The following is a 23,986-nucleotide window of genomic DNA, read 5'->3' as shown; positions in this document are numbered from 1 at the left end:
CCGCGCAGCGAATGAAGCGGCACAAGGCGTTGGTCTACTCACCTACCTATTTTGTTACCGGCGTTCTATGATGGCCGCCAGTCTTTAGCTACCGCGATGACCCATGGCCGATTCCGCTTTCTTCTGTTCCCTCTCCCATGAGGGCATCCTCGCCGTCCGCGGCTCCGACGCCGGCAAGTTCCTGCAGGGTCAACTGACCTGCAATATCAGCTACCTCAGCGAAGCCCATGCGAGCCTCGGTGCCCGCTGCATGGTCAAGGGCCGCATGCAGTCTAGTTTCCGTATCCTGCCCGAGGGCAATGGCTACCTGCTGGCCATGGCCAGCGAGCTGCTCGAGGCGCAACTGGCCGACCTGAAGAAGTACGCGGTGTTCTCCAAGGCCACGCTGAGCGACGACAGCGCCGCCTGGGTGCGCTTCGGCCTGCAGCACGGCGATGCGGCCCTGCAGGCGCTGAGCCTGAGCGTGGCGGACGAGGCCGGCGCGACCGCACGTCATGATGGCCTGATCGCCATCAGCGCCTCGGCCGGGCGGGTCGAACTGTGGGCGCCTGCCGACCGGGCCAGCGCCGTGCGCGGGACGCTCGCCGCCGCGCTGCCAGAGGGCACGCTCAACGACTGGCTGCTTGGCCAGGTGCGCGCCGGCATCGGCCAGGTCATGGGCCCGACCCGCGAGCTGTTCATCCCGCAGATGATCAACCTGCAGGCCGTCGATGGCGTGAGCTTCAAGAAGGGTTGCTACACCGGCCAGGAGATCGTCGCCCGCATGCAGTACCTGGGCAAGCTCAAACGCCGCCAGTATCGCCTGGCGCTGGCCGAGACAGCGGTACCCGAGCCGGGCGCCGAGATCTTCTCGCCGACACACGGCTCGTCGGTCGGCGAGGTGGTGATCGCTGCCAGCACCGGCAGCGCCGTCGAACTGTTGGCCGTGCTCAGCGCCGATGCCGTGGCGGACGACAACCTGCACTTGGGCAGCCTGGAAGGCCCGCGCCTGACGCTGCTCGACCTGCCTTACGAACTGGACCGCGACCGGGAAATCCAGCGCTGACCAGCCCGCCCCGGCGTTACGCCGGGGCTGCACCACCTTTGCCGTAGAGAAGTCCATGAACAAGCTGGCCGAGAAGGTCCAAGCGCAATTGCTCGCCGCCATCGACCGGGACGACCTGGTCCTGCCGACGCTTCCGGAAGTCGCCCTGAGCATTCGCGAAGCCGCCGAAGACAGCGAGATCAGCGTGTCCGCCTTGAGCAAGGTGATCGGCCGCGACGCCGCCCTGTCGGCACGCCTGATCAAGGTGGTCAACAGCCCGTTGCTGCGCGCCGCCGTCGAAGTCACCGACCTGCACACCGCGATCACGCGCCTGGGCATCAACTACAGCTGCAACCTGGCCATCGGCCTGGTGATCGAGCAGATCTTCCATGCCCGCGCCCCGGCGGTTGAACACAAGCTGCGTGATATATGGGCCAACAGCCTGGATGTGGCGGGCATCAGCTATGAACTGTGCCGACGCTACACCCAGCTCAAGCCCGACCAGGCCACCCTCGGCGGCCTGGTGCACCAGATCGGCGCGTTGCCGGTGCTGATCTATGCCGAGGAGCACAACGAGTTGCTCTCCGACCCGATCTGCCTGCATTTCGTGATCGAACAGATCCAGCCGGTGTTGGGCGACAAGATTCTTAGCGCCTGGGAGTTTCCCGAGCAACTGGTCAGCCTGCCCAGCCAGGTGCAGGACCTGGACCGGCGCACCGACCAGATCGACTACATCGATATCGTCCAGATCGCCCGCTGCATCTGCCAGCGCGAGCGCATCCGGCCACTGGCCGCCCTGCCCGCCTACCGGCATCTGGGGCTGCCCTATGGCACCGAGCTGGATATCGCCGAACTGCTGGATGCGCGGAGCATGTTGCGCTGAATCGACAGGGCTGATCGCGGGACAACCCCCGCGATAGCCGACATCAATCCGCGATAAAACTCACCCGCACCTTCAACCCGCCGCGCTCGCCGTCATGCAGGCTGATCTGCGCCAGGTGCGCCCGGCAGATCTCGCCGACGATGGCCAGCCCCAGCCCGCTGCCCTGGGCGCTGCGCCGGTAGAAGCGCTCGAACACCCGCTCACGCTCATCCTGCGGAATCCCTGGCCCATCGTCCTCGACTTCAAGTACCGCCGGCGCCAGCACCCGCAGCACGACGTCTCCGCCTGGCGGGGTGTGGGCCAGGGCATTGTCCACCAGGTTGCTGAGCAGCTCGTTGAGCAAGGTCGGCTCGCCCTTGAGCCATACCGGCGCCTCGGCCTCCAGCGCCAGCGCAACGCCGCGGGCATGGGCCAGCGGCGCCATGGCCATGCCCAGCTCGCGGGCCAGCTGGCTCAGGTCCAGGCGTTGCGCACCGCCCTCGGCGATGGCCCGGGCGCCATTCTCCACCCGCGCCAATGACAGCAACTGGTTGGCCAGATGGGTGAGCCGGTCCGTGCCCAGGGCCGCCGCCTCCAGGGTCTTGCGCCATTCTTCTGGCTCCCGTGAGCGCAGGCCCAGCTCGACCCGTGCCTTGAGCGCCGCCAGCGGCGTGCGCAGCTCATGGGCGGCGTCGGCGATGAACTGTGCCTGGCGCTCGAACTGGCCACGCAGCCGCTCGGTGAAATGGTTGAGGGCACGCACCAGCGGCCCCAGCTCGCGTTGCACCTGCACTACGGGCAAGGCGCGCAGATCGTCGGGCTGGCGCTCCTCCACCGCCGTGCGCAAGCGCTCCAGGGGACGCAGGGCGGCGCTCACCGCGAACCACACCATCATCAGCGCGCCGAAGGCCAGCATCCCCAGGCGCAGCAGGGTGTCGGCCATCAGCCCGCGGGCCATGCGCACCCGCGCCTCCTCGGTCTCGGCCACGCGAATCTCGGCCATGCCGTTCATGTTTGGTTCGCTCACCGCCTTGAGCAGGCTGACCACACGCACGTCCTGACCCAGGTAGGTGGCATTGTAGAAACGCGCCAGTGCCGGGTAGTCGTCGGTGCGCGGCGTGCCCGGCGGTGGCGGGGGCAGGTGCTCGTAGCCGGAGATGAGCTTCTGGTGGATGTCCAGCACCTGATAGTAGATGCGCCCGGCGCTGTCATAGGCGAAGGTGTCCAGGGCCACGTAGGGCACATCGGCGCTGAGGGTGCCGTCGCGCTGCGACAGGCCGGCAGCGATGGTCCGCGCCGACGCCAGCAGGGTCCGGTCATAGGCGGTGTCGGCGGCTTCGCGGCCATTCCAGTAAGCGCTCAGACCGCTGGCCAGCATCAGTACCACCAGCAGCAACGCCAGGTTGCCCAGCAGGCGCCCGCGCAGGCTGCCGTTGTCACGCATCGCGGTGCTCGAGCAGGTAGCCCAGGCCACGGAAGGTGACGATGGCCACCGGGTGACCGTCGAGCTTCTTGCGCAGGCGGTGAATGTAGATCTCGATGGCGTCGGGGCTGGCCTCCTCGTCGAGGCCGAACACCTGGGCCGCCAGCTGCTCCTTGCTCATCACCCGACCGGGGCGGGCAATCAGTGCCTCGAGCACGCTCTGCTCGCGCTGGGTCAAGGTCAGCGGCTCGCCGTCCAGCCCGAAGCGCCGGGTATCCAGGTCATAGACCAGCGGGCCGCAACGCTGCTGGCGCTCGCCGCCGAGCACGCTGCGCCGCAGCAAGGCCTTGACCCTTGCTTCCAGCTCGGTCAGCTCGAAGGGTTTGGCCAGGTAGTCGTCGGCACCGAGGTTCAATCCATGCACCCGGTCCTTCACATCGCTGCGGGCGGTGAGCATCAGCACCGGCAAGGTCTTGCCGCGCCCACGCAAACGCGCCAGCACCTCGAAGCCGTCCAGGCGCGGCAGGCCGACATCCAGCACCGCCACGGCATAGTCCTCGCTGGCCAGGGCCAGGTCGGCGGCCACGCCGTCATGCAGCACGTCCACGGTCAGGCCCTGGCTCTTGAGGGCCTGGGCCACGCTTTCGGCCAGTTGCAGGTGGTCTTCGACCAGCAGCACACGCATCGGATTCTCCCTGTTCGGGTGGGCTTTTTGCGCGGAGTGTACCGCCGTGGCGAGTGCTGTGAAGCCCTCGCAACAAACCTTTCACGCTGAAAGGTTAGCGAAAGGTTGGTTACCTAGCATCGCACCACGGCTGCCCCGCGCGCCGCAAAAAGCACCAGCAAGGTGCAAACACATAAGAACAATAAATGGAGTCACCGACGATGCTGTCCATGCAGCCGCAGGCGTACGCGCCTATCCGTTCCCTCGCCGCCCGACCTTCCGCCCTCGCCAGCGCCTTCGTTCTTGCCGGTGTCGCGCCCCTGAGCCAGGCCGCCTTCTTCGAAGACAGCACGGCTACCTTCGAAACCCGCAACATGTACTTCAACCGCGACTTCCGCGACGGCACCAGCGCGCAACAATCCAAGCGCGACGAATGGGCCCAGGGTTTCATGCTCAACTTCGAGTCCGGCTATACCGAAGGCACCGTGGGCTTCGGCCTGGATGCGCTGGGCATGCTCGGGGTCAAGCTCGACTCCAGCAAGGACCGCACCGACACCGGCCTGCTGCCGACCCACGACAACGGCAAGGCTGCCGACGAATACTCCAAGTTCGGCCTGACCGGCAAGGTCAAGGTCTCGCAGACCGAACTGAAGGTCGGCACGCTGATCCCCGAGCTGCCCACGCTGCAGCCCAACGACGGGCGCATCCTGCCGCAGACCTTCGAAGGCGGCCTGGTCACCTCGAAGGAGATCAAAGGCCTGACCTTCACCGGCGCCCGTCTGGAAAAAGCCAAGGACCGCAACGACACCAACTGGGAAGACCTGGCCCTCAACAACAAGAACAGTCGCTTCGGCGGCACTTTCAGCGCCGACCATTTCGACACCGGCGGCCTGGACTACCAGTTCACCGACCGCATCACCGGCAGCTACCACTTCGCCCAACTCGACGACATCTATCGCCAGCACTTCATCGGCATGCTCGCCACCCAGCCGTGGGGCCCGGGCACCCTGGGCGCCGACCTGCGCCTGGCGATCAGCGACGATGCCGGCGCGGCCAAGGCCGGCAAGATCGACAACACCACCCTCAACGGCATGCTCAGCTACACCCTGGGCGGGCACAAGGTCAGCGGTGCCTGGCAGCAGCTTACAGGCGACAGCGCCTTCCCCTATGTCGATGGCGCCGACCCCTACCTGGTCAACTTCGTCCAGATCAACGACTTCGCAGGTGCCGACGAGCGCTCCTGGCAGGCACGCTACGACTACAACTTCGCCGCCCTCGGCATCCCCGGCCTGACCTTCATGACCCGCTACATCAGCGGCGACAACGTCAGCCGCGCCGCCGGCGGCGAGGGCAAGGAGTGGGAACGCAACACCGAACTGAAGTACGTGGTACAAAGCGGCCCGTTGAAAAACGTCGCCGTGCGCCTGCGCAACGCCACCTTCCGCTCCAACTTCGCCCGCGACGCGGACGAGGTGCGGCTGCTGGTGAGCTACAGCGTGGCTCTGTGGTAACCCATAACAACAACGCTCACGGAGATAGACAATGACATTTTCACTGCGCCGCCTCGTCCTGGCCACCGGCTGCCTGCTGCTGGCCGGCAACGCCCTGGCCGCCGAACCCAAACGCCCCGAATGCATCGCGCCGGCCTCGCCCGGCGGCGGTTTCGACCTGACCTGCAAGCTGGTGCAGAGCGCCCTGGTCAACGAGAAGATCCTCAGCAAGCCCATGCGCGTGACCTACATGCCCGGCGGTGTCGGCGCGGTAGCCTACAACGCCGTGGTTGCCCAGCGGCCAGGCGATGCCGGCACCCTGGTGGCCTGGTCCAGCGGTTCGCTGCTGAACCTGGCCCAGGGCAAGTTCGGCCGCTTCGACGAGAACGCAGTGAAATGGCTGGCGGCGGTCGGCACCAGCTATGGCGCCATCGCGGTGAAGAGCGACTCGCCCTACAAGACCCTCGATGACCTGGTCGCTGCCCTGAAGAAAGACCCGAGCAAGGTGGTGATCGGCTCCGGCGGCACCGTCGGCAGCCAGGACTGGATGCAGACCGCGCTGATCGCCAAGGCCGCCGGCATCAACCCGCGCGACCTGCGCTACGTGGCCCTGGAAGGCGGCGGCGAGATCGCCACCGCGCTGCTCGGTGGGCATATCCAGGTGGGTTCCACCGATATTTCCGACTCCATGCCGCACATCCAGAGCGGCAACATGCGCATCCTCGCGGTGTTCTCCGAGAACCGCCTGGACGAGCCGGAGATGAAAGACATCCCCACCGCCAAGGAGCAGGGCTACGACATCGTCTGGCCGGTGGTGCGCGGTTTCTACCTCGGGCCGAAGGTCAGCGACGAGGACTATGCCTGGTGGAAGGCCTCGTTCGACAAGCTGCTGGTCTCGGAGGAGTTCGCCAAGCTGCGTGACCAGCGCGAACTGTTCCCGTTCGCCATGACCGGCGAAGAGCTGGACGGCTATGTGAAGAAGCAGGTGGCTGACTACAAGGCATTGGCCCGTGAGTTCGGGTTGATCCAGTAAGCATCGACCCCGTGGGAGCGGGCTTGCCCCGCGATGCCCCATCGCGGGGCAAGCCCGCTCCCACGCCCCGCTCTTCGACCATGAGGATTTATTCCATGATCCTGCAACGCCTCTTCGCCCTCGTCCTGCTGGCGCTGTGCGCCGTGCTGGCCGTGATGGCCTGGCCCTACCAGGCCGCCTTCTCCTACGAACCGGTGGGCCCACGCGCCTACCCGCTGCTGATGCTTGGCCTGATGAGCCTGGGCCTGCTGTACCTGGCCATTCGCCCCACGCCCATCGTGCGCAAGGACGACGAACCGGAGCTGGACCGCGAGACCCTGATCAAGATCACCGCCTGCGTCGGGCTGTTGATCGTCTTCGCCGCCACCTTCGAGGCGCTGGGCTTCATCCTCAGCGCCATCCTGGTCGGCCTGCCCATGGCTCGCCTGTACGGAGGCCGCTGGCTGCACAGCGCCATCGTGGTGGTGGGCATGAGCATCTTCCTCTATTGGTTGTTCGACCGGGTGATGGACGTCCCCCTGCCCCTCGGCCTGCTCGACGTACTGGAGAACTGACACATGGATACCTTGAGCTACCTGGGCCAGGGCTTCGGCGTCGCCCTGAGCCCGTACAACCTGGTCACCGCCCTGACCGGCACCCTGATCGGCACCGTGGTCGGCCTGCTGCCGGGCCTGGGCCCGATCAACGGCGTGGCCCTGCTGATCCCTATCGCCTTCGCCCTCGGCCTGCCGCCGGAGTCGGCGCTGATCCTGCTGGCCGCCGTGTACCTGGGCTGCGAGTACGGCGGGCGGATCAGCTCAATCCTGCTGAACATCCCCGGTGAAGCCTCCACCGTGATGACCACCCTCGACGGCTACCCCATGGCCCGCCAGGGCCTGGCCGGCGTGGCCCTGTCGCTGTCGGCCTGGAGCTCGTTCATCGGTGCCCTCATCGCCACCTGCGGCATGGTGCTGTTCGCCCCGCTGCTGGCGAAATGGGCGATCGCCTTCGGTCCGGCGGAGTACTTCGTGCTGATGGTGTTCGCCATCGTCGCCCTCGGCGGCATGGCCGGCGACAAACCGCTGAAGACGTTCATCGCCGCGCTTATCGGCCTGTTCCTCTCGGCAGTGGGCATCGACGCCAACAGCGGCGTGTACCGCTTCACCGGTGACAGCGTGCACCTGGCCGACGGCATCCAGTTCGTGGTGCTGGTGCTGGGGCTGTTCTCGATCAGCGAGATCCTCCTGCTGCTGGAGAAGACCCACCATGGCCATGTGGCGGTCAAGGCCACCGGGCGCATGCTGTTCAACTTCAAGGAAGCGGCCTCGGTATTCTTCGTCAACGTTCGTTGCGGCCTGCTCGGCTTCTTCATGGGCGTGTTGCCGGGCGCTGGCGCGACCCTGGCCAGTGCCGTGGCGTACATGACCGAGAAACGCATCGCCGGCGACAAAGGCAAGTTCGGCAAGGGCGACGCACGTGGCCTGGCAGCCCCGGAAACCGCCATCGGCGCCTCCTGCTGCGGCGCCCTGGTACCGATGCTGACCCTGGGCGTGCCAGGCTCGGGCACCACTGCGGTGATGATCGGCGCCCTGACGCTGTACAACATCACCCCCGGCCCGCTGTTGTTCGAACAGCAACCGGACATCGTCTGGGGCCTGATCGCCTCGCTGTTCATCGCCAACATCATGCTGGTGGTCCTGAACATCCCGATGATCCGCATCTTTACCCGCATCCTCGCCGTGCCGAACTGGGCGCTGGTGCCGGTGATCGCGATCATCACCGCGATCGGCGTGTACGCGGTGCATGCCACCACCTTCGACCTGTTTCTGATGGTCGGCATCGGCATCATGGGCTACATCCTGCGCAAGCTGGACTTCCCGCTGTCGCCGATCCTGCTGGGCTTCATCCTCGGCGGCTTGATGGAACAGAACCTGCGCCGCGCGCTGTCGATCTCCAACGGCGAACTGGGCATCCTCTGGTCGAGCCCGATCAGCATGGGCGTGTGGGTGCTGGTGGTGTGCATGCTGAGCCTGCCGCTGCTGCGCAGCTGGCGCAAACGTGCCCTGCAGCGCCGGGCCATGGCCGATGCCTGACCGGTCGTTGCCGCTGTTCTGGGCCACCGGGCTGGTCGGCCTTGCGGGCGGTTTTGCCGCCAGCAAGGTCGGCTGGCCCTTGCCCTGGATGGTCGGCTCCTTGCTGGCGATCATCCTGGTGCGCTGCCTGACCCCCTGGCAGCTCAGTGAAATCCCCAATGGCCGCAAATGCGGGCAATGGATCATCGGTATCGGCATCGGCCTGCACTTCACACCGGCGGTGATCGAACAGGTGGCCGGCCACTTCGCGCTGATCTTCTTCGGCGCGCTGTTCACCACGCTGTCCAGCGTAATCAGTGTCTGGCTGCTGCGGCGCACCGGTGAAGACCGGGCGACGGCGTTCTTCGCCAGCATGCCGGGCGGCTCGGGCGAGATGGTCAACCTCGGCGCGCGCAATGGCGCGGTGCTCAGCCAGGTGGCCGCGGCGCAGAGCCTGCGGGTGCTGGCGGTGGTGCTGTGCGTGCCGGCGCTGTTCAAACTGCTGCTGGGCGACGGCGTGCCGCTGAACCATGCGGGCAGCGTAAGCTGGGGCTGGCTGGCGTTGATTGCGCCGCTTGGGGTGCTCATGGCACTGCTGTGGCAACGCCTGCGCCAACCCAACCCCTGGCTGTTCGGGCCGTTGCTGGTGGCTGCCGGCGCAAGCCTGGCGGGTAACCTGCAGATCGGCCTGCCCAACGGCGCCAGCCAGATCGGCCAGTGGTTGATCGGCAGTGGCCTGGCCTGCCACTTCAACCGCGCGTTCTTCCGCCGGGCGCCGTCGTTCCTGGGGCGCACCCTGCTGGCCACGGCGTTGTGCATGTTGATCGCCGCCGGCGCGGCCTGGGCGCTGAGCCTGCTGACGCACCTGGACCTGCGCTCGCTGACGCTGGGCATGATGCCCGGGGGCATCGCCGAGATGAGCCTGACGGCCGAGACCTTGCAACTGTCGGTGCCGCTGGTAACGGCGCTGCAGGTGATGCGCTTGCTGTTCGTGCTGTTCCTGGCCGAGCCGTTGTTCCGGCAGTGGGCCAGGCTCTGAGCAGGAAGGGCCGCTTCGCGGCCCTCTTTTTCAGCTCACAAAGGCGGCAACGCCCAATTGATCGGCGCCATCCCGCGCTGCTCGAGGAAGCTGTTGGTGCGGCTGAAATGCCCGCAACCAAAGAACCCACGGTAGGCCGACAACGGCGACGGGTGCACCGACTTGAGCACCAGGTGCTTGCTGGCATCGATCAGCTTCTGCTTGCTCTGCGCATGCGCGCCCCACAGCAGGAACACCACATTCGGGCACTGCTCGCTGACCACCTGAATGATCCGGTCGGTGAAGAACTCCCAGCCCTTCTTCGCATGCGAAGCCGCATTGGCCCGCTCCACGGTCATGGTGGTATTGAGCAACAACACGCCCTGCTCCGCCCAGCTTTGCAGGTAGCCGTGGCTGGGGATCGGCAGGTTGAGGTCGCGCTGCAGCTCCTTGTAGATATTGACCAGCGACGGCGGCGTGGCGATGCCCGGCTGCACCGAGAAGCACAGGCCATGGGCCTGGCCCGGACCGTGGTACGGGTCCTGGCCGAGGATGACCACCTTGACCTGCTCCAGCGGCGTGGAGTTGAGGGCGTTGAAGATCAATGGCCCGGGCGGGTAGATCTCCTTGCCGGCGGCGTATTCGCCGCGCAGGAACTCGCGTAGCTGATGCATGTAGGGCTGGTCGAACTCGGCACGCAGCGCGGCTTTCCAGCTGGGCTCGAGTTTGATGCGATCGTCGTCGGTCATGGGGGCATCCAAAAGCAAAGTGCCGCGACACTAGGAAAGCCTGGCCGGCTTGTCAATCGATCCGACCGACGACCGGCAGCTTCGGCGCGGCAGGCCATACTGAGGGGATGATTTGCGCGAGGTAGCCCATGTCCATTCAATGCGAGGTACTGACCGGCGCCGACGGCGCCCGTATCGGCATCGCCACCCTGGACGCGCCCAAGGCGCTCAATGCCCTGACGTTGCCCATGATCGAAGTGCTCGACGAACGGCTGCGCGGCTGGGCCAGCGACCCCGGGATCGTCTGCGTGCTACTGCGCGGCAACGGGCCAAAGGCCTTCTGTGCCGGCGGCGACGTGCGGGCCCTGGTCCAGGCCTGCCGCGAACACCCCGGTAGCGTGCCACCGCTGGCAGCGACCTTCTTCGCCCGTGAATACCGTCTCGACTATCACCTGCACACCTATCCCAAGCCTCTGCTGTGCTGGGGCCATGGTCATGTGCTAGGCGGCGGCATGGGCCTGCTGCAAGGCGCCGCGGTGCGCATCGTCACTCCCAGCAGCCGCCTGGCCATGCCCGAAATCAGTATCGGCCTGTATCCCGACGTTGGCGCCAGCTGGTTCCTGGCCCGCCTGCCCGGCAAGCTTGGCCTGTTCCTGGGGCTCACCGGCGCGCCCCTCAATGCCCGCGACGCGCTGGACCTGGGCCTGGCCGACCGCTTCCTGGGCGAGCATCAGCAGGAGGCGCTGATCGAAGAGCTGTTGCAGTTGAACTGGCAGGAGCAGACCGCCCTGCAGCTCAACAGCCTGCTCAAGGCCGAACAGCACCGTGCCTGCGTGGAGCTTCCCGAAGGGCAATGGCTGGCACGTCGGGCCGTGATCGACGAAGTGCTCGACGTGGCCGACCCCGTCGCGGCCTGGCGCGCTCTGGCCGGCCTGGCCCGACATGCCGATCCGTTGCTGGCGGCGGCGGGTCAACGCTTGCATGAGGGCTGCCCGTTGACGGCGCACCTGGTGTGGGAACAGATCCGTCGGGCTCGGTACCTTTCACTGACCCAGGTGTTCCAGATGGAGTACACGATGAGCCTGAACTGTTGCCGTCACCCGGAGTTCAGCGAAGGGGTGCGCGCGCGCCTGCTGGACAAGGACAACACCCCGCACTGGCACTGGCCGGATGTGGCGCAGGTGCCAGCGGCGGTAGTGGAGGCGCATTTCAGCAAGGTCTGGGAGGGACGGCACCCGCTGGCGGAACTGGGATAACGCATCGCGGGGCCTGTCCGCACTCGGTCAACGCGACCAGCCCCGCTCGCCACCTCGCCCGCCGTCTGGTCGACGGTCGCGATTGCCCTGCCCGTTCGAATGCCAGCGATCACCTCGGCGATCATCATTGCGATAGTCGTGGCGGTCGCGATCGCGCCCATAGTCGTAGCGCTGGCGGTTGCCATAGTCGTAGCGCGGGTTGCCTTGCCAGCGCGGCTGCACGCCGGGTGCCGGATACGGGCGGTACTGTGGCACTGGTGCGGGCCGGTAGTAACGCGGCGCGGGCTGGTAGTAATAGCGTGGCTGCGGCGCCACATAGTAGCGATCCTGACGGTAGTAGCCAGGGTAAACATAGCGATCGCTGGTGTAGTAGTCACGGCGGTAGTAGCCGTTGTCCGCATAGTAAGGGGCGCAGGCGGATGTCAGCAGTCCGAGCAGGACGATGAGCAGGATTCGTGAGTACATGGCGGCCTCCTGGACCGCAGGGGTGCCCGGCACAGCGGCGCTGGCGGGCGTCGACGGCAATGCGTTCATCGACACTGGATAAGACAGTCGCGCCAGGGTTCGGTGCCATTTATGCAACAAATTGAAACAGGTCGTATAACCCTGAAAAACATGCAGTCATTTTTCGGTCATCTCACTAGAATGTGGCCACCGGCACACTTCACGGGAAGATCATGCCTTCGCCCTCCGCCCTGTTCTCGCAACGCTCGCTGATCCTCGCCCTGCTGCTGTTGCTGGCCTGCGGCTTCCTGGCCACCTCGCTGCTGAGCTACTACGCCTCGCGCGGGGCGATCCGCGACGGGATCGTCAACACCGAACTGCCGCTGACCTCCGACACGGTCTATTCGGAAATCCAGAAAGACCTGATTCGCCCGGTGCTGATCTCATCGATGATGGCCCAGGACACCTTCCTGCGGGACTGGGTACTGGGCGGCGAACAGGACACCACGCGCGTCACCCGCTACCTGGGCGAAGTGATGGGCAGCCAGGTCACCTGCACCAGCTTTTTCGTTTCCGACCGCAGCCTCACCTACTACCAGGCCAAGGGCGTACTCAAGCAGGTACGCCCCGATGCCTGGCGCGACGCCTGGTACTTCCGCCTGCGCCAGTCGAACAAACCCTACGAGATCAATGTCGACCTGGACATGGCCAACCAGGACAAGCTCACCGTGTTCATCAACCACCGCGTGCTCGACTACCAGCAACGCTTCATCGGGGCCGCCGGGGTGGGCTTGAGCGTGGAGTCGGTGGTACGCCTGATCGACGACTATCAACGCAGGTACCAGCGTTCGGTGCTGTTCACCGATGCCCAGGGCAAGGTCCTGCTGACCGGATCCGACGGTGGCCCCCACGGCTTGCGCGCCGGCCAGCAATTGGCCGACAGCAACCAGTGGCAGGCGTTGCTGGCGCGCATGCCGACACCCGCCACCGGCAGCCATGAGTACACCGACAACGACGGCCACAGCCACTTCCTCAACGTGCGCCTGCTGCCGGAGCTGGGCTGGTACCTGCTGGTGGACAAGCGCGAGACCGGCGCCCTGGAGCGCATCCGCCAGTCGCTGTACCTGAACCTGGCGATCTGCGCGATGATCACCCTGGTCGTGCTGTCGCTGCTCAACGCCATGGTCAAGCGCCACCAGGACAACGCCGAGGCGCTGGCCACCCTCGACAGCCTCACCGGCCTGCCCAACCGCCGCAGCTTCGACCTGCTGGCCGGCCAGGCGCTGGTCGAGGCCCAGCGCGACAGCGCGCCGCTGGTCGCCCTGCTGATCGACCTCGATCATTTCAAGGCCCTCAACGACACCCACGGCCACCTGGCCGGCGACGAAGTGCTGCGCCAGTTCGCCAATGTGCTGCAGGGCAGCCTGCGTCAGTCCGATATACTCTGCCGCTGGGGCGGCGAGGAGTTCATCGTGCTGCTGCGTGAAGCCGAAGGCCGCCAAGCTATCGAAGTGGCGGAGAAGATCCGTCGGCGCACCGAGCAGCTGACCTTCAGCTATGCCGACCAGCCACTGCGCCTGACCGCGAGCATCGGCCTGTCCGCCCTGCAGCGCGGCGACAGCCTGCACAGTCTGCTGACCCGCGCCGACCACGCCCTCTATCGTGCCAAACAAGGCGGACGCAACCGCGTCTGCAGCGAGATGCCCGGAACCGACCATGCCTGATCCCCAACGCTGCCCCGCCTGCGGCGCCCTCAACCAATGCGGCCTGGCCGACCCGCGCAACGCCACACAAGGCTGCTGGTGCTTCGAGGTGGACATCGACTCGGCAGTCATCGAGGCCCTGCCCGCCGAACTGCGCAACAAGGCCTGCTTGTGCCCGCGCTGCGCACAGGTGGACGCACAGCTCAAGGCAGCGCAAGCGCGCACGATCCGTTAGACTGCGCGCCGGTTTCCTGCAAGCGGCCCACCATGCGCCTCGACCGATTCCTCGGCAACCTGCCCTGCTACAACCGCCAGCAAGTGCGTCTGCTGCTGGCGCAACGGCGTGTGCGCGTGGACGGCGTGGCGACCGCCGACCCGCTGTTGGAGGTGCGTGAATTCAGCCGCGTCGAAGTAGACGAGCAGGTACACCAGGCCGGGCGCCCGGCACGCTACCTGATGCTGCACAAGCCCAGCGGTTGCGTCAGCGCCACCCAGGACCCGCAGCACCGCACCGTGCTCGACCTGCTGCCGGCGGCGCTGCGCGATGAGCTGCACATCGCCGGGCGCCTGGACTACAACACTACCGGACTGATGATCCTGACCAACGATGGCCACTGGTCGCGTCGCCTGACCCAGCCACGGACCAAGCAGCCCAAGACCTACCTGGTGCACACCGAGGTCGAGATTGGTGCGCACTACATCGACAAGTTCCGTGAAGGGTTCTACTTCGCCTTCGAAGACCTCACCACCCTGCCCGCGCAGCTGGATATCCTCGGCCCGCGCAGCGCGCGCCTGACCATCGTCGAGGGCCGCTATCACCAGGTGAAGCGGATGTTCGGACACTTCCAGAACAAGGTGGTGGGGCTGCATCGGGAAAGCATGGGGTCGATCACACTGGACCCGATATTGCATCCTGGAGAGTTCAGGGCGCTGACCGACGAGGAAATCGCCTCGGTCTGAGCCGATCACCATTCGGCGGTATCCCACGAAAGATTGTCCCAACGGCACTTGCGCGATCCTGACCGCGCTGCTTGACTGCTAACTCGTCGGTCTGCATGTGACCAATAAGTCACAGCTGTAGTCCAAGACGCCCTTTACCGGCCACCCGGGGTCTCGATGCCCTGGGGCACGGTAATCGCCCGCCACAACAATACCGTCGACACCAGCGTCAAGGATCGACACAAGGGCCCACCGGTTTTCAGTTCCAGGCGAATGCCTACCTGTCATAAAGCACGTGCACCCTGATGGCCATTCCGGTCGGTTCGGCGCCAGCCCGCCAAGCGACCACGCAGGCCACCAGGTGACGCGGATACCCTTTTTGCGCCAGGAGTCGATGACATGAGGCCAGAAATCGCTGTACTTGATATCCAAGGGCAGTACCGGGTTTACACGGAGTTCCATCGCGCGCAGGGCGCCGAGAAGACGATCATCCTGATCAATGGCTCTTTGGCCACCACGGCGTCCTTTGCACAGACAGTGCGCAGCCTGCATCCGCAGTTCAACGTGGTGCTGTACGACCAGCCGTATGCCGGCAAGTCCAAACCCCACAACCGTCATGAACGGTTGCTGACCAAGGAAACCGAGGCGCATATCCTGCTCGAGTTGATCGAGCACTTCCGTGCCGACCATGTCCTGTCGTTCTCCTGGGGCGGCGCCTGCACCCTGCTGGCCCTGGCGCACCAGCCGCGATTGGTGAAGAAGGCCATCGTCAGCTCGTTCTCGCCGGTGATCAACGAACCGATGCGCGACTACCTGGACCGTGGTTGCCAGTACCTGGCCGCCTGCGACCGCTACCAGGTGGGCAACCTGGTCAACGACACCATCGGCAAGTACCTGCCGTCGTTGTTCAAGCGCTTCAACTACCGGCACGTCAGCAGCCTGGACAGCCATGAGTACGCGCAGATGCTCTTCCACATCAACCAGGTGCTCGATCACGACCTGGAGCGGGCACTGAAGGCCGCGCGCAACATCGATATCCCGGTGTTGTTCATCAATGGCGACCGCGACGAGTACACCACCGTCGAGGATGCCCGCCAGTTCAGCCGCCATGTCGGACGCAGCCAGTTCAGCGTGATCCAGGGCGCCGGCCACTTCCTGGACATGGAGCACAAGACCGCCTGCGAGGACACCCGCGATGCCATGCTCGGCTTCCTCAAGCCGGCCCAGCGAGAATCGCGCCAACGCTACGCACAGGAACCGAGCCAGCATGCACTGGCGATCTGAGCGCATCGGCGTCCTGTAGCCCTCGTCACCCGCAGGCTACGGGCCGCCGAAAGGCTTTTTTACAAGCTTGGGGCTTCTCATTCGAGGAGGGTTCTGGTAAAAAGTCTGGCTTCGAAGCGGGTATAGTTTATTGGTAAAACTATAGCTTCCCAAGCTATTGAGGAGGGTTCGATTCCCTCTACCCGCTCCATCTCGCATTCCCCGCACGACGTTCCAATAACGTCGTCGCTGTCAAAAGGAGCCTCGGCTCCTTTTTTCGTTTCTGCGCTTGAAATTCAAAGCACCGCTTAGAATGCCAAGGTCAATCCTCATTGCCCTTCTCGGTCTTCAAATGCCGACCGAATGGCCTCCACGATCCGCGCTGCGAGGCACTCGTCGTCGAGCTGCGGATATTGCTTCTTGAGCTTGCCTGAAACATTCCAGCCATTCTCCTTAACCGCGCGAATGATGCGGCTTGCATCCTGGTCTGGCATCTCCACCACATCTTTCAGTCGCTCCTGGGCGAGCTGGAAGATGACAAGGACCCTGGCTTCTTCCGCCATTTGCGTTCGAATCGTGTATTCGACGACGCGCGCGGTATAGAGAACATGCGCGGTCAGATCCGGATAGCGCCAGGCGAAGCGCGCATCATCGTAATCGTCGAACTCGAAGTTGCTCGGCGTACCGTCTTCGTAGGCCACAAGCGTGCCAAAGCGACAGGATGCCGCATACCGCCGCATGAAGGGTCGGGAGAACTGCTCCAGTGTCGCATCATAGCCGGCCCGGAACTCGGTCGAGCTGGTAATGGTCGCTGAAACAGGCAATATCACGCCATTCGGAACCGCCTGATCCCGAACCAGAGTGTCGTTGATCAGGAAACGGTGGATTCGCCCATTTCCGTCTCTCATCGGATGGATGTAGACGAAGCCGAACGCCAATGCCGCGGCGCGCGCAAGCGACTCGGCGCCCCGGGTGGCCATCTCGAATTCGTTGAGGCCAGCAAGCATCGGGGCAAGGTCGTCAAAATGAGGGGCGACGTAGTGCACGATGTTCTCGCGCATCGTGGATTGCCCTACAAAAACGGGGGAGCGCCGCAACCCCAGGCCAAATGCATCGTGCCCCAGAATACCTACCTGCAAGAGATGCAGACTTCGGTCACTCAATGGTTCTTCGATATGGCCACAGTGTTGCGCGATGACATGTGCAAAGCGCTGGATGCGGCTGGCTTGGCCTTCCTCTTTTTCAATCAGAAAGCTCGCGCGCGACTCTTTCAACGTCAACCAACTCGCCGTCCGCATCAAGATGTCGGGGCCGAAGGTCTGATCGAGCTCTCCCAAAGCGGCTCTCAGGTCAAACTGCAACGCTTGCTGCACGGTGTCGGTTCGCCGGACAAGCGGGCAAAACTCAGGCATGCCTGGCAGATTGTCGTTGACCCGCCAGCGGCGAGATCGAAGCGGCGTCGTGCGGGTCAGGTAGTGGGCGGGCGACACGGCATCGATATAGGCGCCATTGGTCACATCAGGCACATCCAGATGTTGCCCCGTCAGCCACTCGAATAGAAAACCGGTGCGGCGAGCGTACTGGCCAAAAGGGGAACGCCGGCACCAAGCTTCGACTGGCTCGGGTCCTACGACGGCAAACAGGCGGGCGAAGAACTCAAGGTGAATCTCCTCGTATTTGAGCCCGAATTCGAAGTGGCCTGCAAAACCATCGTCGGGCCGGTAGTTGGGCGGAAACCTGTTTTCTACTTGACTACCGGTATCGCGGCTTGCTCGCACTGTGCCGATGGCCGAATCGACGCGCAGAGGTTGTACCGGATTAACTCCATACCGAGTGGCTAACGCCTTGAAACCGACCTGCATGGAAAAACCCCTACCGGAAGCCCAAAAACGCTAATATTTTTTGACTCTCACCGCAAAACGATACCGCCAGCCGTCAGACGCAAAAATACTACGGAACACACAAATTCGCTACCGATCCAGATGGTTTACTCAAAAACGATAATGAAAGCGCTCCTCGCGAATTCCTTAGCCGCTCATCTCCCCTGCCCGAAGTTTGTCCTATAACCGTTCGATTCACTCTCGCGCTCCAACTCGTATTCCGTCCACGTCGTCTCTGTCAAAAGGATCATCAACGGCTTTTTTCGTTTCCAGCGTACCTTTGTTGATCTGGCCCATGGCCATAACCACGCCAATTGGCTTGAATGCCCAGTCGTTCGTGGCGACTGACCGCTACGCTTTGTGAAGCACCTCCAAAGGACTGCGCATGTTTCTCTCCCGCTGGCTACCGGGTCTGGCCAACCTGCTGCACTACCGCCGCGAGTGGTTCCACGCTGACCTGCAGGCCGGCCTGTCGGTGGCCGCGATCCAGATCCCCATCGCCATCGCCTATGCGCAGATCGTCGGCCTGCCGCCACAGTACGGCTTGTATGCCTGCGTGCTGCCGATGATGGTCTATGCCCTGGTCGGCAGCTCACGGCAGTTGATGGTCGGCCCGGACGCCGCCACCTGCGCCATGATCGGCGGCGCCGTGGCACCGCTGGCCATGGGCGACCCGCAACGCATCGCCGAGCTGTCGGTGATCGTCACCGTGCTGGTGGGCGTGATGCTGATCGCCGCCGGGGTGGCGCGGGCCGGCTTCATCGCCAGCTTCTTCTCGCGGCCGATCCTCATCGGCTACCTCAACGGCATCGGCCTGAGCCTGCTCACCGGGCAGTTGTCGAAGGTGGTGGGCTTCAAGATCGAAGGCGACGGGTTCATCCTCAGCCTGATCAACTTCTTCCAGCGCCTGGGCGAGATCCACTGGCTGACGCTAGCCATTGGCCTGGCCGGCCTGGGCCTGCTGATCTGGCTGCCACGGCGCTATCCGCGGCTGCCGGCGGCGCTGGTGACCGTGGTGGTATTTACCGCCCTTGCCGGACTGTTCGGCCTGGACCGTTTCGGCGTGGCGATCCTCGGCCCGGTGCCGGCGGGCATTCCCGAACTGGCCTGGCCACAGAGCTCCCTGGAGGAAACCAAGAGCCTGCTGCGCGACGCCCTGGGTATCGCCACCATCAGTTTCTGCAGCGCCATGCTCACCGCCCGCAGCTTTGCCGCCCGCCACGGCTACGCGATCAACGCCAACCATGAGTTCCTGGCCCTGGGCGTGAGCAACCTGGCCGCCGGTATCTCCCAGGGCTTCGCCATCAGCGGCGCCGACTCGCGCACCGCGGTCAACGACATGGTCGGCGGCAAGAGCCAGCTGGTGGGCATCATCGCAGCCCTGGTGATCGCCTTGATCCTGCTGTTCTTCACCGCGCCCATGGCCTGGATTCCCCAGGCGGCGCTGGGTGCCGTGCTGCTGATGGCCGGCTGGGGGTTGATCGACGTGAAGTCGCTCAAGACCATCCGCAAGCTCAGCCGTTTCGAGTTCTGGCTGTGCCTGCTGACCACAGTCGGCGTACTCGGCCTGGGCGTGTTGCCGGGCATCGTGTTCGCCGTGACCCTGGCCATCCTGCGCCTGCTCTACAGCATCTATCAGCCCACCGACGCCGTGCTTGGCTGGGTGCCGGGCATCGAAGGCCAAGTGGACGTGCGCCAGCACAAGGATGCCCGTACCGTGCCAGGCCTGGTGGTGTACCGCTTCGACGATGCGATCCTGTTCTTCAACGCCGACTACTTCAAGATGCGCCTGCTCGAAGCCGTGCAGAACGTGGAAAAAACCCAGGTGGTGCTGTTCGATGCCGAAGCGGTGACCAGCATCGACGTCAGCGGCATCGCCGCCCTGCGCGAGGTGCGCGACACCCTCGCCGCCCAGGGCATCCACTTCGCCATCGCCCGCGCCCGTGGCACTTTCCTGCGCATGCTGGTGCGTTCCGGGATGGCGCGGGAGATGGAGGAGAAACTGCTGTTCGGCTCGGTCCGGGCGGGGATTCGGGCGTATCGGGTATGGCGCAACAGCGCTCGGCGGGAGGGCGCTGCGGATTGAGAGAGAGGGTGGCTTTCGATCCCATTTGAGCGGGCGGGTGCCAGGCGATGGCCTTGCAGCGCTCTCAAGATCGAGCGCCGCGCGGGCGGCGCTCGATCTCATAGACGTTGACGATTCATCGGCGAACACTTGCGTTACGGCACACAAGCCCGCGCAACAGCCTGTGTCCCCTGCCCAAGCAAGCTGATCAACCCACAGGGCAGGCTCCCCCGCCACTGCAAATAGTCATGTCCAGCCGGCAACTCCACCTGTTCCACCCGGTACCCTTTGGCCAGCAACACATCACGCAAGTGGCGGTTGGTGTCGAGGATTTTCGGCCCTTCGAACAGACCCGACTGCAAGTAGAACCGCAACGGCTGGCGCGGCGCCTTGACGTACTCGCGGGTTAGCCAACCAGGTTCGTCACCGGCCATCGGCCACCAGTAGGAGCCGGACATGCTCAGCACATTGCCGAACAACTCCGGGTGCCTGAGGCCCAGGTAGGCCGACGCCAGGCCGCCGTAGCTGGACCCGGCCACCACGGTGCGCGAGGCCGGTGCCGCAAGCCCCTGGTGGCTGGCCCAAGGCATCAGCTCCTCGGCCACGAACCGTGCGAACAGTGGGTTGGGCGGCAACTCCCGCTCGCGGCTTTCGCTGCTGGGGTTGGCGATGATCAGCGCTGCAGTGGGCGGGATCAGGCCGTCGGCAATCAGGTTGTCGAGTATCGTCGGCGTCGGCACCTGACGGGTGTAGGCATGGGCATCGAACAGCACCAGCAAGGCCTGGTCGGCATTGCCCGGGCGCCAACCTGCCGGACGGTAGAGGTAGACGTCGCGCTCGTTGCCCAGCACCTCGCTGGCCAGGCGCTTGCGCTCCAGGCTGCCACGGGCCACCCCGGCACGCTCGGCCACCCACGGCTGGGGCGGCGCATCCGCAAGTTCCAGCCGTGAACGCGACAACCAGGCGTCGCCACTGCCGTCGGCGAAGGTATTCGGGTTCAACGGATCGCGCCGGGTACTGGCCAGGATCACCCGGCGGTCGTCGGACACCGGTACATCCGGCGCCATCTGATAACTCAGGCGGGTCGCCGCGGGTACCTCGAAACTGTGGAACCAGACATCACTCGCGCCCAGCCGGGAAAGCGGTTCGTGATTGCCTGTGGGGGCGCCGAACATCCTCACGTTGTCCCGTGCACCGCGCCAGAGGAAGGTGACCAGGCGCTTGCCGGGTTGCCCAGCAATGGCCTCGACCAATGGCGTTCCTTCAACGGCACGGGCCTGCCAGAAGACTTCGCTGGTGCCACCCGTTGCCAGGTGCTGCTGCAGGGCGCGCAGGGTCGGGCTGAGCAGCGCCGCCGGTGTACGGCGTTGCTCGCCGACAGGCAGGACCTGCTCCAGGCTCAGGCTGAAACGCGCCGCCGGGCGGATCGCCAGGGGTTCGGCGCGCACCGCGTAACGACCATCCTGCGCCGCGACGAACAGGAACTCGCGGGGCTGGTCCAGACCGTCGATCAGCAGGCGCAACGGACGCCCGTCGGCATCCAGCAGGCGCAGGCTGACGTCGCCGTCGAGCCGACCACGCACCAGGTCCCCGGCCTTGAGCGCCAATTGCCAGGCTGGCGGATACGCTGCGCCGACCTGGCCGGCAACTGGTTTTCCCACCTCGAGATCGGCGTACGCACCCGCCAAGGCCAGATTCGAATAGAGCGTGGCCAGCAGGCATGCTCCGCCCAAGCGCTTCAATCGCTGCATGCTCACCTCAGAAGTCGACGCTGGCGGAGAGTTTGAGCGTGCGCGGTTCGCTGACAGTCGCATAGCCATCGTTGAACACACCGGCCCAGTAGGCGCGGTTCTCGACGTTTTCCAGGCTGGCGCGCAGGGTCACGTCCTTGCTCAGCACCTTGGTCGCATAGCGTGCGCCCAGGTCATAGCGGGTCCATTGCGGGATCTTCAACTGGTTGGCGGAATCGAGGTACTGGGAACTGCTGTGAATACCCAGGGCGGTCAGGGTCAGGCCCTCGACCCCAGGCAGGTCCCACTCGGCGCCGAGGTTGGCAGACCAGGCCGGCACGCCGCGGGCGGTGTTGCCGTCCATGGCGCCATTGGCGGTCTTGCTCAGCACCGCGCGGGTATAGGTCACGCCACCGAGCAGGCGCACGCTGGGGATGACTTCGCCGAACATCGTCCACTCCACGCCACGGTTGCGCTGCTCGCCGTCATCGGTGTAGCGATTGCTGGGCTTGTCGTAGATCATGCTGGGCTTGTCGATCTGGAACAGCGCCAGCGTGTGCGTGAAGTCGCCCAGGTCCCACTTCACCCCGGCCTCCATCTGCTTGGCGACATAGGGCGCGAACTGCTCGCCGTAGTTGGCGGCCTTCTGGTCGGTGACCATGCCACCCTGGGTCAGGCCTTCGATGTAGTTGGCATACAGCGATACCGGCGCCTCCCAGGGCTTGAGCACGATACCCACGGCGGGGGTCAGCTTGCGCTCGTCGTACGAAGGATTGCTCATCTTCTGCCGCACCCGCTGGGAACGCACCCCGAGGGTGAGCAGCACACGCTCGTCCAGAAAGCCCAGGGTATCGGCCACGGCAAAGCTCGACAGGGTGTTGTCGCCGGTCTTGCTGCTGCTGCCGTGGTCACCCGCGATGATCGCCTTGCCCGGGTGGTAGATGTTGGTGGGGTACTTGGCACCGGTGACCGTCGGCGCACGGCCGATGTCCTGGTGCAGCAAGGTGGTGCTGAGCACCAGTTGGTGGCTGACCGGACCGGTCATGAAGTTGCCGCGCAGGCCGGCCTCGGTGGAAAGACTGTGGGTGTAGCCGGCCTGGTTGTAGGTTTCCCCCGTGGCCGTGCCGTCGGCCTTGTTCACCACCACCCGGGTGCCGTTGAGGAAGCCATCGTAGCGGGTGCGGGCGCCACCGACGCTGGCGTAGGCGGTCCAGCTGTCATCGAGCTGGTACTCGCCACGCGCCACCACGGCCTTGCTGATCTGCCGGGCGTGGATGCCTTCGAGGATGTTGGTGTCTGGCTTGGGTGCGCGGGTTACCTGATTGAGGCCGCTGAAGCCGGCCATCATCGGGCTGCCGTTCTCCAGTTTCTCGTGGCTTTCGTAGGCATCCAGCTCGAGCTTGAAGTCGTCCCCTCGGTAATCCAGTGCCAACGCCGCCAAGGTGCGGTCCTTGGACTGCTCGTCGACGCCGGTGTCGCCACTGCCGTAGACACCATTGAAGCGAATGCCGAAGCGCCCCTCGGCAAAACGCCGCCCGACATCCACATGCTCGGCAACATAGCCATCGGACACGTAACTGGTGGTCAGCCGGGTCAGCGGCGTATCGCCGGCGCGCTTGGGCACCAGGTTGACCACCCCGCCCACGCCACCGTTGGGCGCCATGCCATTGAGCAGCGCACCCGGCCCTTTGAGCACTTCGACGCGCTCGAGGAACTCGGTCGGCACATGGCCATCGGGCGCCAGCCCGTAGAGACCACCCAGCGCCAGCTCGGTGGAGTCCAGCGCATAACCGCGGATCATGAAGTTCTCGTAGGCATGCCCTTCGCCGGTGCTGAAGCGGATCGACGGGTCGTTGCGCAGTACTGCGCCGACTGTTCCGCTTTGCTGGTTCTCAATGGTCTTGGCGGTGTAGGCGGTGACGCTGAAGGGCGTGTCCATCAGGTCGCGGTTGCCCAGCATGCCGATGCGCGCGCCGCGGGCGACCTGGCCGCCACTGTAGCTTTCCGGCAGGTCGCTGTTGAAGCCAGAGGCATTGACCGTGGTCGTCCCCAATGTCAGGGCGCCCTGGTCGGTCGGGCCGCGCAAGATGATCACGCCGTTTTCCTCCAACGCCACCAGGTCGCTGCCAGCCAGCAGTTGGCTCAGCGCCTGCAACACTGTGTAGCGCCCCTGCAAGGCAGGCGTGCTGCGCCCGGCCAATACACGGCTGTCGGCGGCAATCGCCACTCCCGAGGCATGGGCCAGGGCATGCACCGTGGCCTCCAGCGACTGGCCCGGCAAGTCGAGGTTCAGCGGCTGGCTATCAGCCAGGGCCAGGCCGCTGCCACCCAGGGCGCAGGCCAGTGTCAGGCGCCGCAGGGTGCCAGGGAAGCGGGAGGTGAAAAGCGACATGATCAGTCCTTGCAGCAGGTG

General features: G+C 65.1%; 20 protein-coding genes and 1 tRNA gene. 14 read left to right on the top strand and 7 right to left on the bottom strand.

The window, feature by feature from the left end:
• The first annotated feature begins 103 nt into the window (after positions 1 to 103).
• Positions 104 to 1,045 (top strand): folate-binding protein YgfZ, encoded by a 942-nt coding sequence (locus tag DFS21_RS02150; protein WP_111531743.1) that lies wholly within the window; start codon positions 104 to 106, stop codon positions 1,043 to 1,045.
• A gap of 55 nt (positions 1,046 to 1,100) precedes the next feature.
• Complete coding sequence (locus tag DFS21_RS02145; protein ID WP_102681585.1) at positions 1,101 to 1,907, top strand: HDOD domain-containing protein; 807 nt, start codon at positions 1,101 to 1,103, stop codon at positions 1,905 to 1,907.
• A 43-nt stretch (positions 1,908 to 1,950) separates the two neighbouring features.
• Here the strand turns inward: DFS21_RS02145 and DFS21_RS02140 are convergent, their stop codons facing one another.
• Both DFS21_RS02140 and DFS21_RS02135 read right to left on the bottom strand, forming a co-directional pair.
• On the bottom strand, positions 1,951 to 3,330 hold the full coding sequence (locus tag DFS21_RS02140; protein ID WP_102681584.1) for a sensor histidine kinase: 1,380 nt from the start codon (positions 3,328 to 3,330) through the stop codon (positions 1,951 to 1,953).
• The gene (locus DFS21_RS02135) at positions 3,323 to 3,994 is read right to left on the bottom strand and encodes a response regulator (protein ID WP_110697714.1); all 672 of its coding nucleotides are present in this window, start codon (positions 3,992 to 3,994) and stop codon (positions 3,323 to 3,325) included. Before DFS21_RS02135 ends, DFS21_RS02140 begins: the two co-directional genes overlap by 8 nt.
• A gap of 200 nt (positions 3,995 to 4,194) precedes the next feature.
• Between DFS21_RS02135 and DFS21_RS02130 the strand changes: the two genes are divergently transcribed.
• The 5 genes from DFS21_RS02130 (at position 4,195) to DFS21_RS02110 (ending at position 9,586) form a co-directional block, all read left to right on the top strand.
• Positions 4,195 to 5,484, top strand: a complete 1,290-nt coding sequence (locus tag DFS21_RS02130) for an OprD family porin (protein WP_110697712.1) — start codon at positions 4,195 to 4,197, stop codon at positions 5,482 to 5,484.
• A 31-nt stretch (positions 5,485 to 5,515) separates the two neighbouring features.
• Entirely contained in the window at positions 5,516 to 6,496 is a 981-nt protein-coding gene (locus DFS21_RS02125) for a tripartite tricarboxylate transporter substrate binding protein (RefSeq protein WP_111531742.1), read from the top strand.
• 95 nt (positions 6,497 to 6,591) lie between these two features.
• Entirely contained in the window at positions 6,592 to 7,050 is a 459-nt protein-coding gene (locus DFS21_RS02120) for a tripartite tricarboxylate transporter TctB family protein (protein WP_102681581.1), read from the top strand.
• A 3-nt stretch (positions 7,051 to 7,053) separates the two neighbouring features.
• Positions 7,054 to 8,568: a tripartite tricarboxylate transporter permease gene (locus tag DFS21_RS02115; protein WP_110697710.1), complete on the top strand. Its 1,515-nt coding sequence runs from the start codon at positions 7,054 to 7,056 to the stop codon at positions 8,566 to 8,568.
• Positions 8,561 to 9,586: an AbrB family transcriptional regulator gene (locus DFS21_RS02110; protein ID WP_110697708.1), complete on the top strand. Its 1,026-nt coding sequence runs from the start codon at positions 8,561 to 8,563 to the stop codon at positions 9,584 to 9,586. Before DFS21_RS02115 ends, DFS21_RS02110 begins: the two co-directional genes overlap by 8 nt.
• Before the next feature lie 35 nt (positions 9,587 to 9,621).
• Here the strand turns inward: DFS21_RS02110 and ung are convergent, their stop codons facing one another.
• A complete protein-coding gene (gene ung, locus DFS21_RS02105; protein ID WP_046856879.1) occupies positions 9,622 to 10,314 on the bottom strand; it encodes a uracil-DNA glycosylase in 693 nt (230 codons plus the stop codon).
• 128 nt (positions 10,315 to 10,442) lie between these two features.
• On the opposite strand from ung, the gene DFS21_RS02100 reads away from it, so the two are divergent.
• Positions 10,443 to 11,549 (top strand): enoyl-CoA hydratase/isomerase family protein, encoded by a 1,107-nt coding sequence (locus DFS21_RS02100; protein ID WP_102681577.1) that lies wholly within the window; start codon positions 10,443 to 10,445, stop codon positions 11,547 to 11,549.
• A gap of 27 nt (positions 11,550 to 11,576) precedes the next feature.
• Here DFS21_RS02100 and DFS21_RS02095 read toward each other — a convergent pair whose 3' ends face one another.
• Entirely contained in the window at positions 11,577 to 12,014 is a 438-nt protein-coding gene (locus DFS21_RS02095; protein ID WP_110697706.1) for a hypothetical protein, read from the bottom strand.
• Between the two features lie 212 nt (positions 12,015 to 12,226).
• On the opposite strand from DFS21_RS02095, the gene DFS21_RS02090 reads away from it, so the two are divergent.
• The 5 genes from DFS21_RS02090 (at position 12,227) to DFS21_RS02070 (ending at position 16,109) form a co-directional block, all read left to right on the top strand.
• Entirely contained in the window at positions 12,227 to 13,717 is a 1,491-nt protein-coding gene (locus DFS21_RS02090; RefSeq protein ID WP_110697704.1) for a sensor domain-containing diguanylate cyclase, read from the top strand.
• The gene (locus DFS21_RS02085; RefSeq protein WP_102681574.1) at positions 13,710 to 13,931 is read left to right on the top strand and encodes a cysteine-rich CWC family protein; all 222 of its coding nucleotides are present in this window, start codon (positions 13,710 to 13,712) and stop codon (positions 13,929 to 13,931) included. The genes DFS21_RS02090 and DFS21_RS02085 overlap by 8 nt, the downstream gene beginning before the upstream one ends.
• Positions 13,932 to 13,963: 32 nt before the next feature.
• Entirely contained in the window at positions 13,964 to 14,656 is a 693-nt protein-coding gene (locus DFS21_RS02080) for a pseudouridine synthase (RefSeq protein WP_110697702.1), read from the top strand.
• A 378-nt stretch (positions 14,657 to 15,034) separates the two neighbouring features.
• On the top strand, positions 15,035 to 15,919 hold the full coding sequence (locus DFS21_RS02075) for an alpha/beta fold hydrolase (RefSeq protein ID WP_110697700.1): 885 nt from the start codon (positions 15,035 to 15,037) through the stop codon (positions 15,917 to 15,919).
• A 116-nt stretch (positions 15,920 to 16,035) separates the two neighbouring features.
• Positions 16,036 to 16,109: transfer RNA gene (locus DFS21_RS02070), tRNA-Gly, on the top strand.
• 118 nt (positions 16,110 to 16,227) lie between these two features.
• Here the strand turns inward: DFS21_RS02070 and DFS21_RS02065 are convergent.
• The gene (locus tag DFS21_RS02065) at positions 16,228 to 17,760 is read right to left on the bottom strand and encodes a Fic family protein (RefSeq protein WP_111531741.1); all 1,533 of its coding nucleotides are present in this window, start codon (positions 17,758 to 17,760) and stop codon (positions 16,228 to 16,230) included.
• Positions 17,761 to 18,163: 403 nt separating this feature from the next.
• On the opposite strand from DFS21_RS02065, the gene DFS21_RS02060 reads away from it, so the two are divergent.
• Entirely contained in the window at positions 18,164 to 19,864 is a 1,701-nt protein-coding gene (locus DFS21_RS02060; protein ID WP_111531740.1) for a SulP family inorganic anion transporter, read from the top strand.
• Between the two features lie 134 nt (positions 19,865 to 19,998).
• On the opposite strand, the gene DFS21_RS02055 is transcribed toward DFS21_RS02060, so the two are convergent.
• Both DFS21_RS02055 and DFS21_RS02050 read right to left on the bottom strand, forming a co-directional pair.
• Entirely contained in the window at positions 19,999 to 21,594 is a 1,596-nt protein-coding gene (locus tag DFS21_RS02055) for an alpha/beta hydrolase-fold protein (protein ID WP_111531739.1), read from the bottom strand.
• A gap of 7 nt (positions 21,595 to 21,601) precedes the next feature.
• Positions 21,602 to 23,965, bottom strand: a complete 2,364-nt coding sequence (locus DFS21_RS02050; protein ID WP_110697692.1) for a TonB-dependent receptor — start codon at positions 23,963 to 23,965, stop codon at positions 21,602 to 21,604.
• Between the last annotated feature and the right edge of the window lie 21 nt (positions 23,966 to 23,986).

The organism is Pseudomonas sp. 2848 (assembly GCF_003253945.1).
Taxonomy (GTDB): domain Bacteria; phylum Pseudomonadota; class Gammaproteobacteria; order Pseudomonadales; family Pseudomonadaceae; genus Aquipseudomonas.
Note: the sequence above shows the minus strand (reverse complement) of the source record. Positions and strands in the feature narration are given on the sequence as shown.

Excerpts from the sequence above, each read along its gene's own strand:
- DFS21_RS02150 (WP_111531743.1), top strand. The coding sequence starts at position 104 with ATGGCCGATTCCGCTTTCTTCTGTTCCCTCTCCCATGAGGGCATCCTC.
- DFS21_RS02145 (WP_102681585.1), top strand. The coding sequence starts at position 1,101 with ATGAACAAGCTGGCCGAGAAGGTCCAAGCGCAATTGCTCGCCGCCATC.
- DFS21_RS02140 (WP_102681584.1), bottom strand. The coding sequence starts at position 3,330 with ATGCGTGACAACGGCAGCCTGCGCGGGCGCCTGCTGGGCAACCTGGCG.
- DFS21_RS02135 (WP_110697714.1), bottom strand. The coding sequence starts at position 3,994 with ATGCGTGTGCTGCTGGTCGAAGACCACCTGCAACTGGCCGAAAGCGTG.
- DFS21_RS02130 (WP_110697712.1), top strand. The coding sequence starts at position 4,195 with ATGCTGTCCATGCAGCCGCAGGCGTACGCGCCTATCCGTTCCCTCGCC.
- DFS21_RS02125 (WP_111531742.1), top strand. The coding sequence starts at position 5,516 with ATGACATTTTCACTGCGCCGCCTCGTCCTGGCCACCGGCTGCCTGCTG.
- DFS21_RS02120 (WP_102681581.1), top strand. The coding sequence starts at position 6,592 with ATGATCCTGCAACGCCTCTTCGCCCTCGTCCTGCTGGCGCTGTGCGCC.
- DFS21_RS02115 (WP_110697710.1), top strand. The coding sequence starts at position 7,054 with ATGGATACCTTGAGCTACCTGGGCCAGGGCTTCGGCGTCGCCCTGAGC.
- DFS21_RS02110 (WP_110697708.1), top strand. The coding sequence starts at position 8,561 with ATGCCTGACCGGTCGTTGCCGCTGTTCTGGGCCACCGGGCTGGTCGGC.
- ung (WP_046856879.1), bottom strand. The coding sequence starts at position 10,314 with ATGACCGACGACGATCGCATCAAACTCGAGCCCAGCTGGAAAGCCGCG.
- DFS21_RS02100 (WP_102681577.1), top strand. The coding sequence starts at position 10,443 with ATGTCCATTCAATGCGAGGTACTGACCGGCGCCGACGGCGCCCGTATC.
- DFS21_RS02095 (WP_110697706.1), bottom strand. The coding sequence starts at position 12,014 with ATGTACTCACGAATCCTGCTCATCGTCCTGCTCGGACTGCTGACATCC.
- DFS21_RS02090 (WP_110697704.1), top strand. The coding sequence starts at position 12,227 with ATGCCTTCGCCCTCCGCCCTGTTCTCGCAACGCTCGCTGATCCTCGCC.
- DFS21_RS02085 (WP_102681574.1), top strand. The coding sequence starts at position 13,710 with ATGCCTGATCCCCAACGCTGCCCCGCCTGCGGCGCCCTCAACCAATGC.
- DFS21_RS02080 (WP_110697702.1), top strand. The coding sequence starts at position 13,964 with ATGCGCCTCGACCGATTCCTCGGCAACCTGCCCTGCTACAACCGCCAG.
- DFS21_RS02075 (WP_110697700.1), top strand. The coding sequence starts at position 15,035 with ATGAGGCCAGAAATCGCTGTACTTGATATCCAAGGGCAGTACCGGGTT.
- DFS21_RS02065 (WP_111531741.1), bottom strand. The coding sequence starts at position 17,760 with ATGCAGGTCGGTTTCAAGGCGTTAGCCACTCGGTATGGAGTTAATCCG.
- DFS21_RS02060 (WP_111531740.1), top strand. The coding sequence starts at position 18,164 with ATGTTTCTCTCCCGCTGGCTACCGGGTCTGGCCAACCTGCTGCACTAC.
- DFS21_RS02055 (WP_111531739.1), bottom strand. The coding sequence starts at position 21,594 with ATGCAGCGATTGAAGCGCTTGGGCGGAGCATGCCTGCTGGCCACGCTC.
- DFS21_RS02050 (WP_110697692.1), bottom strand. The coding sequence starts at position 23,965 with ATGTCGCTTTTCACCTCCCGCTTCCCTGGCACCCTGCGGCGCCTGACA.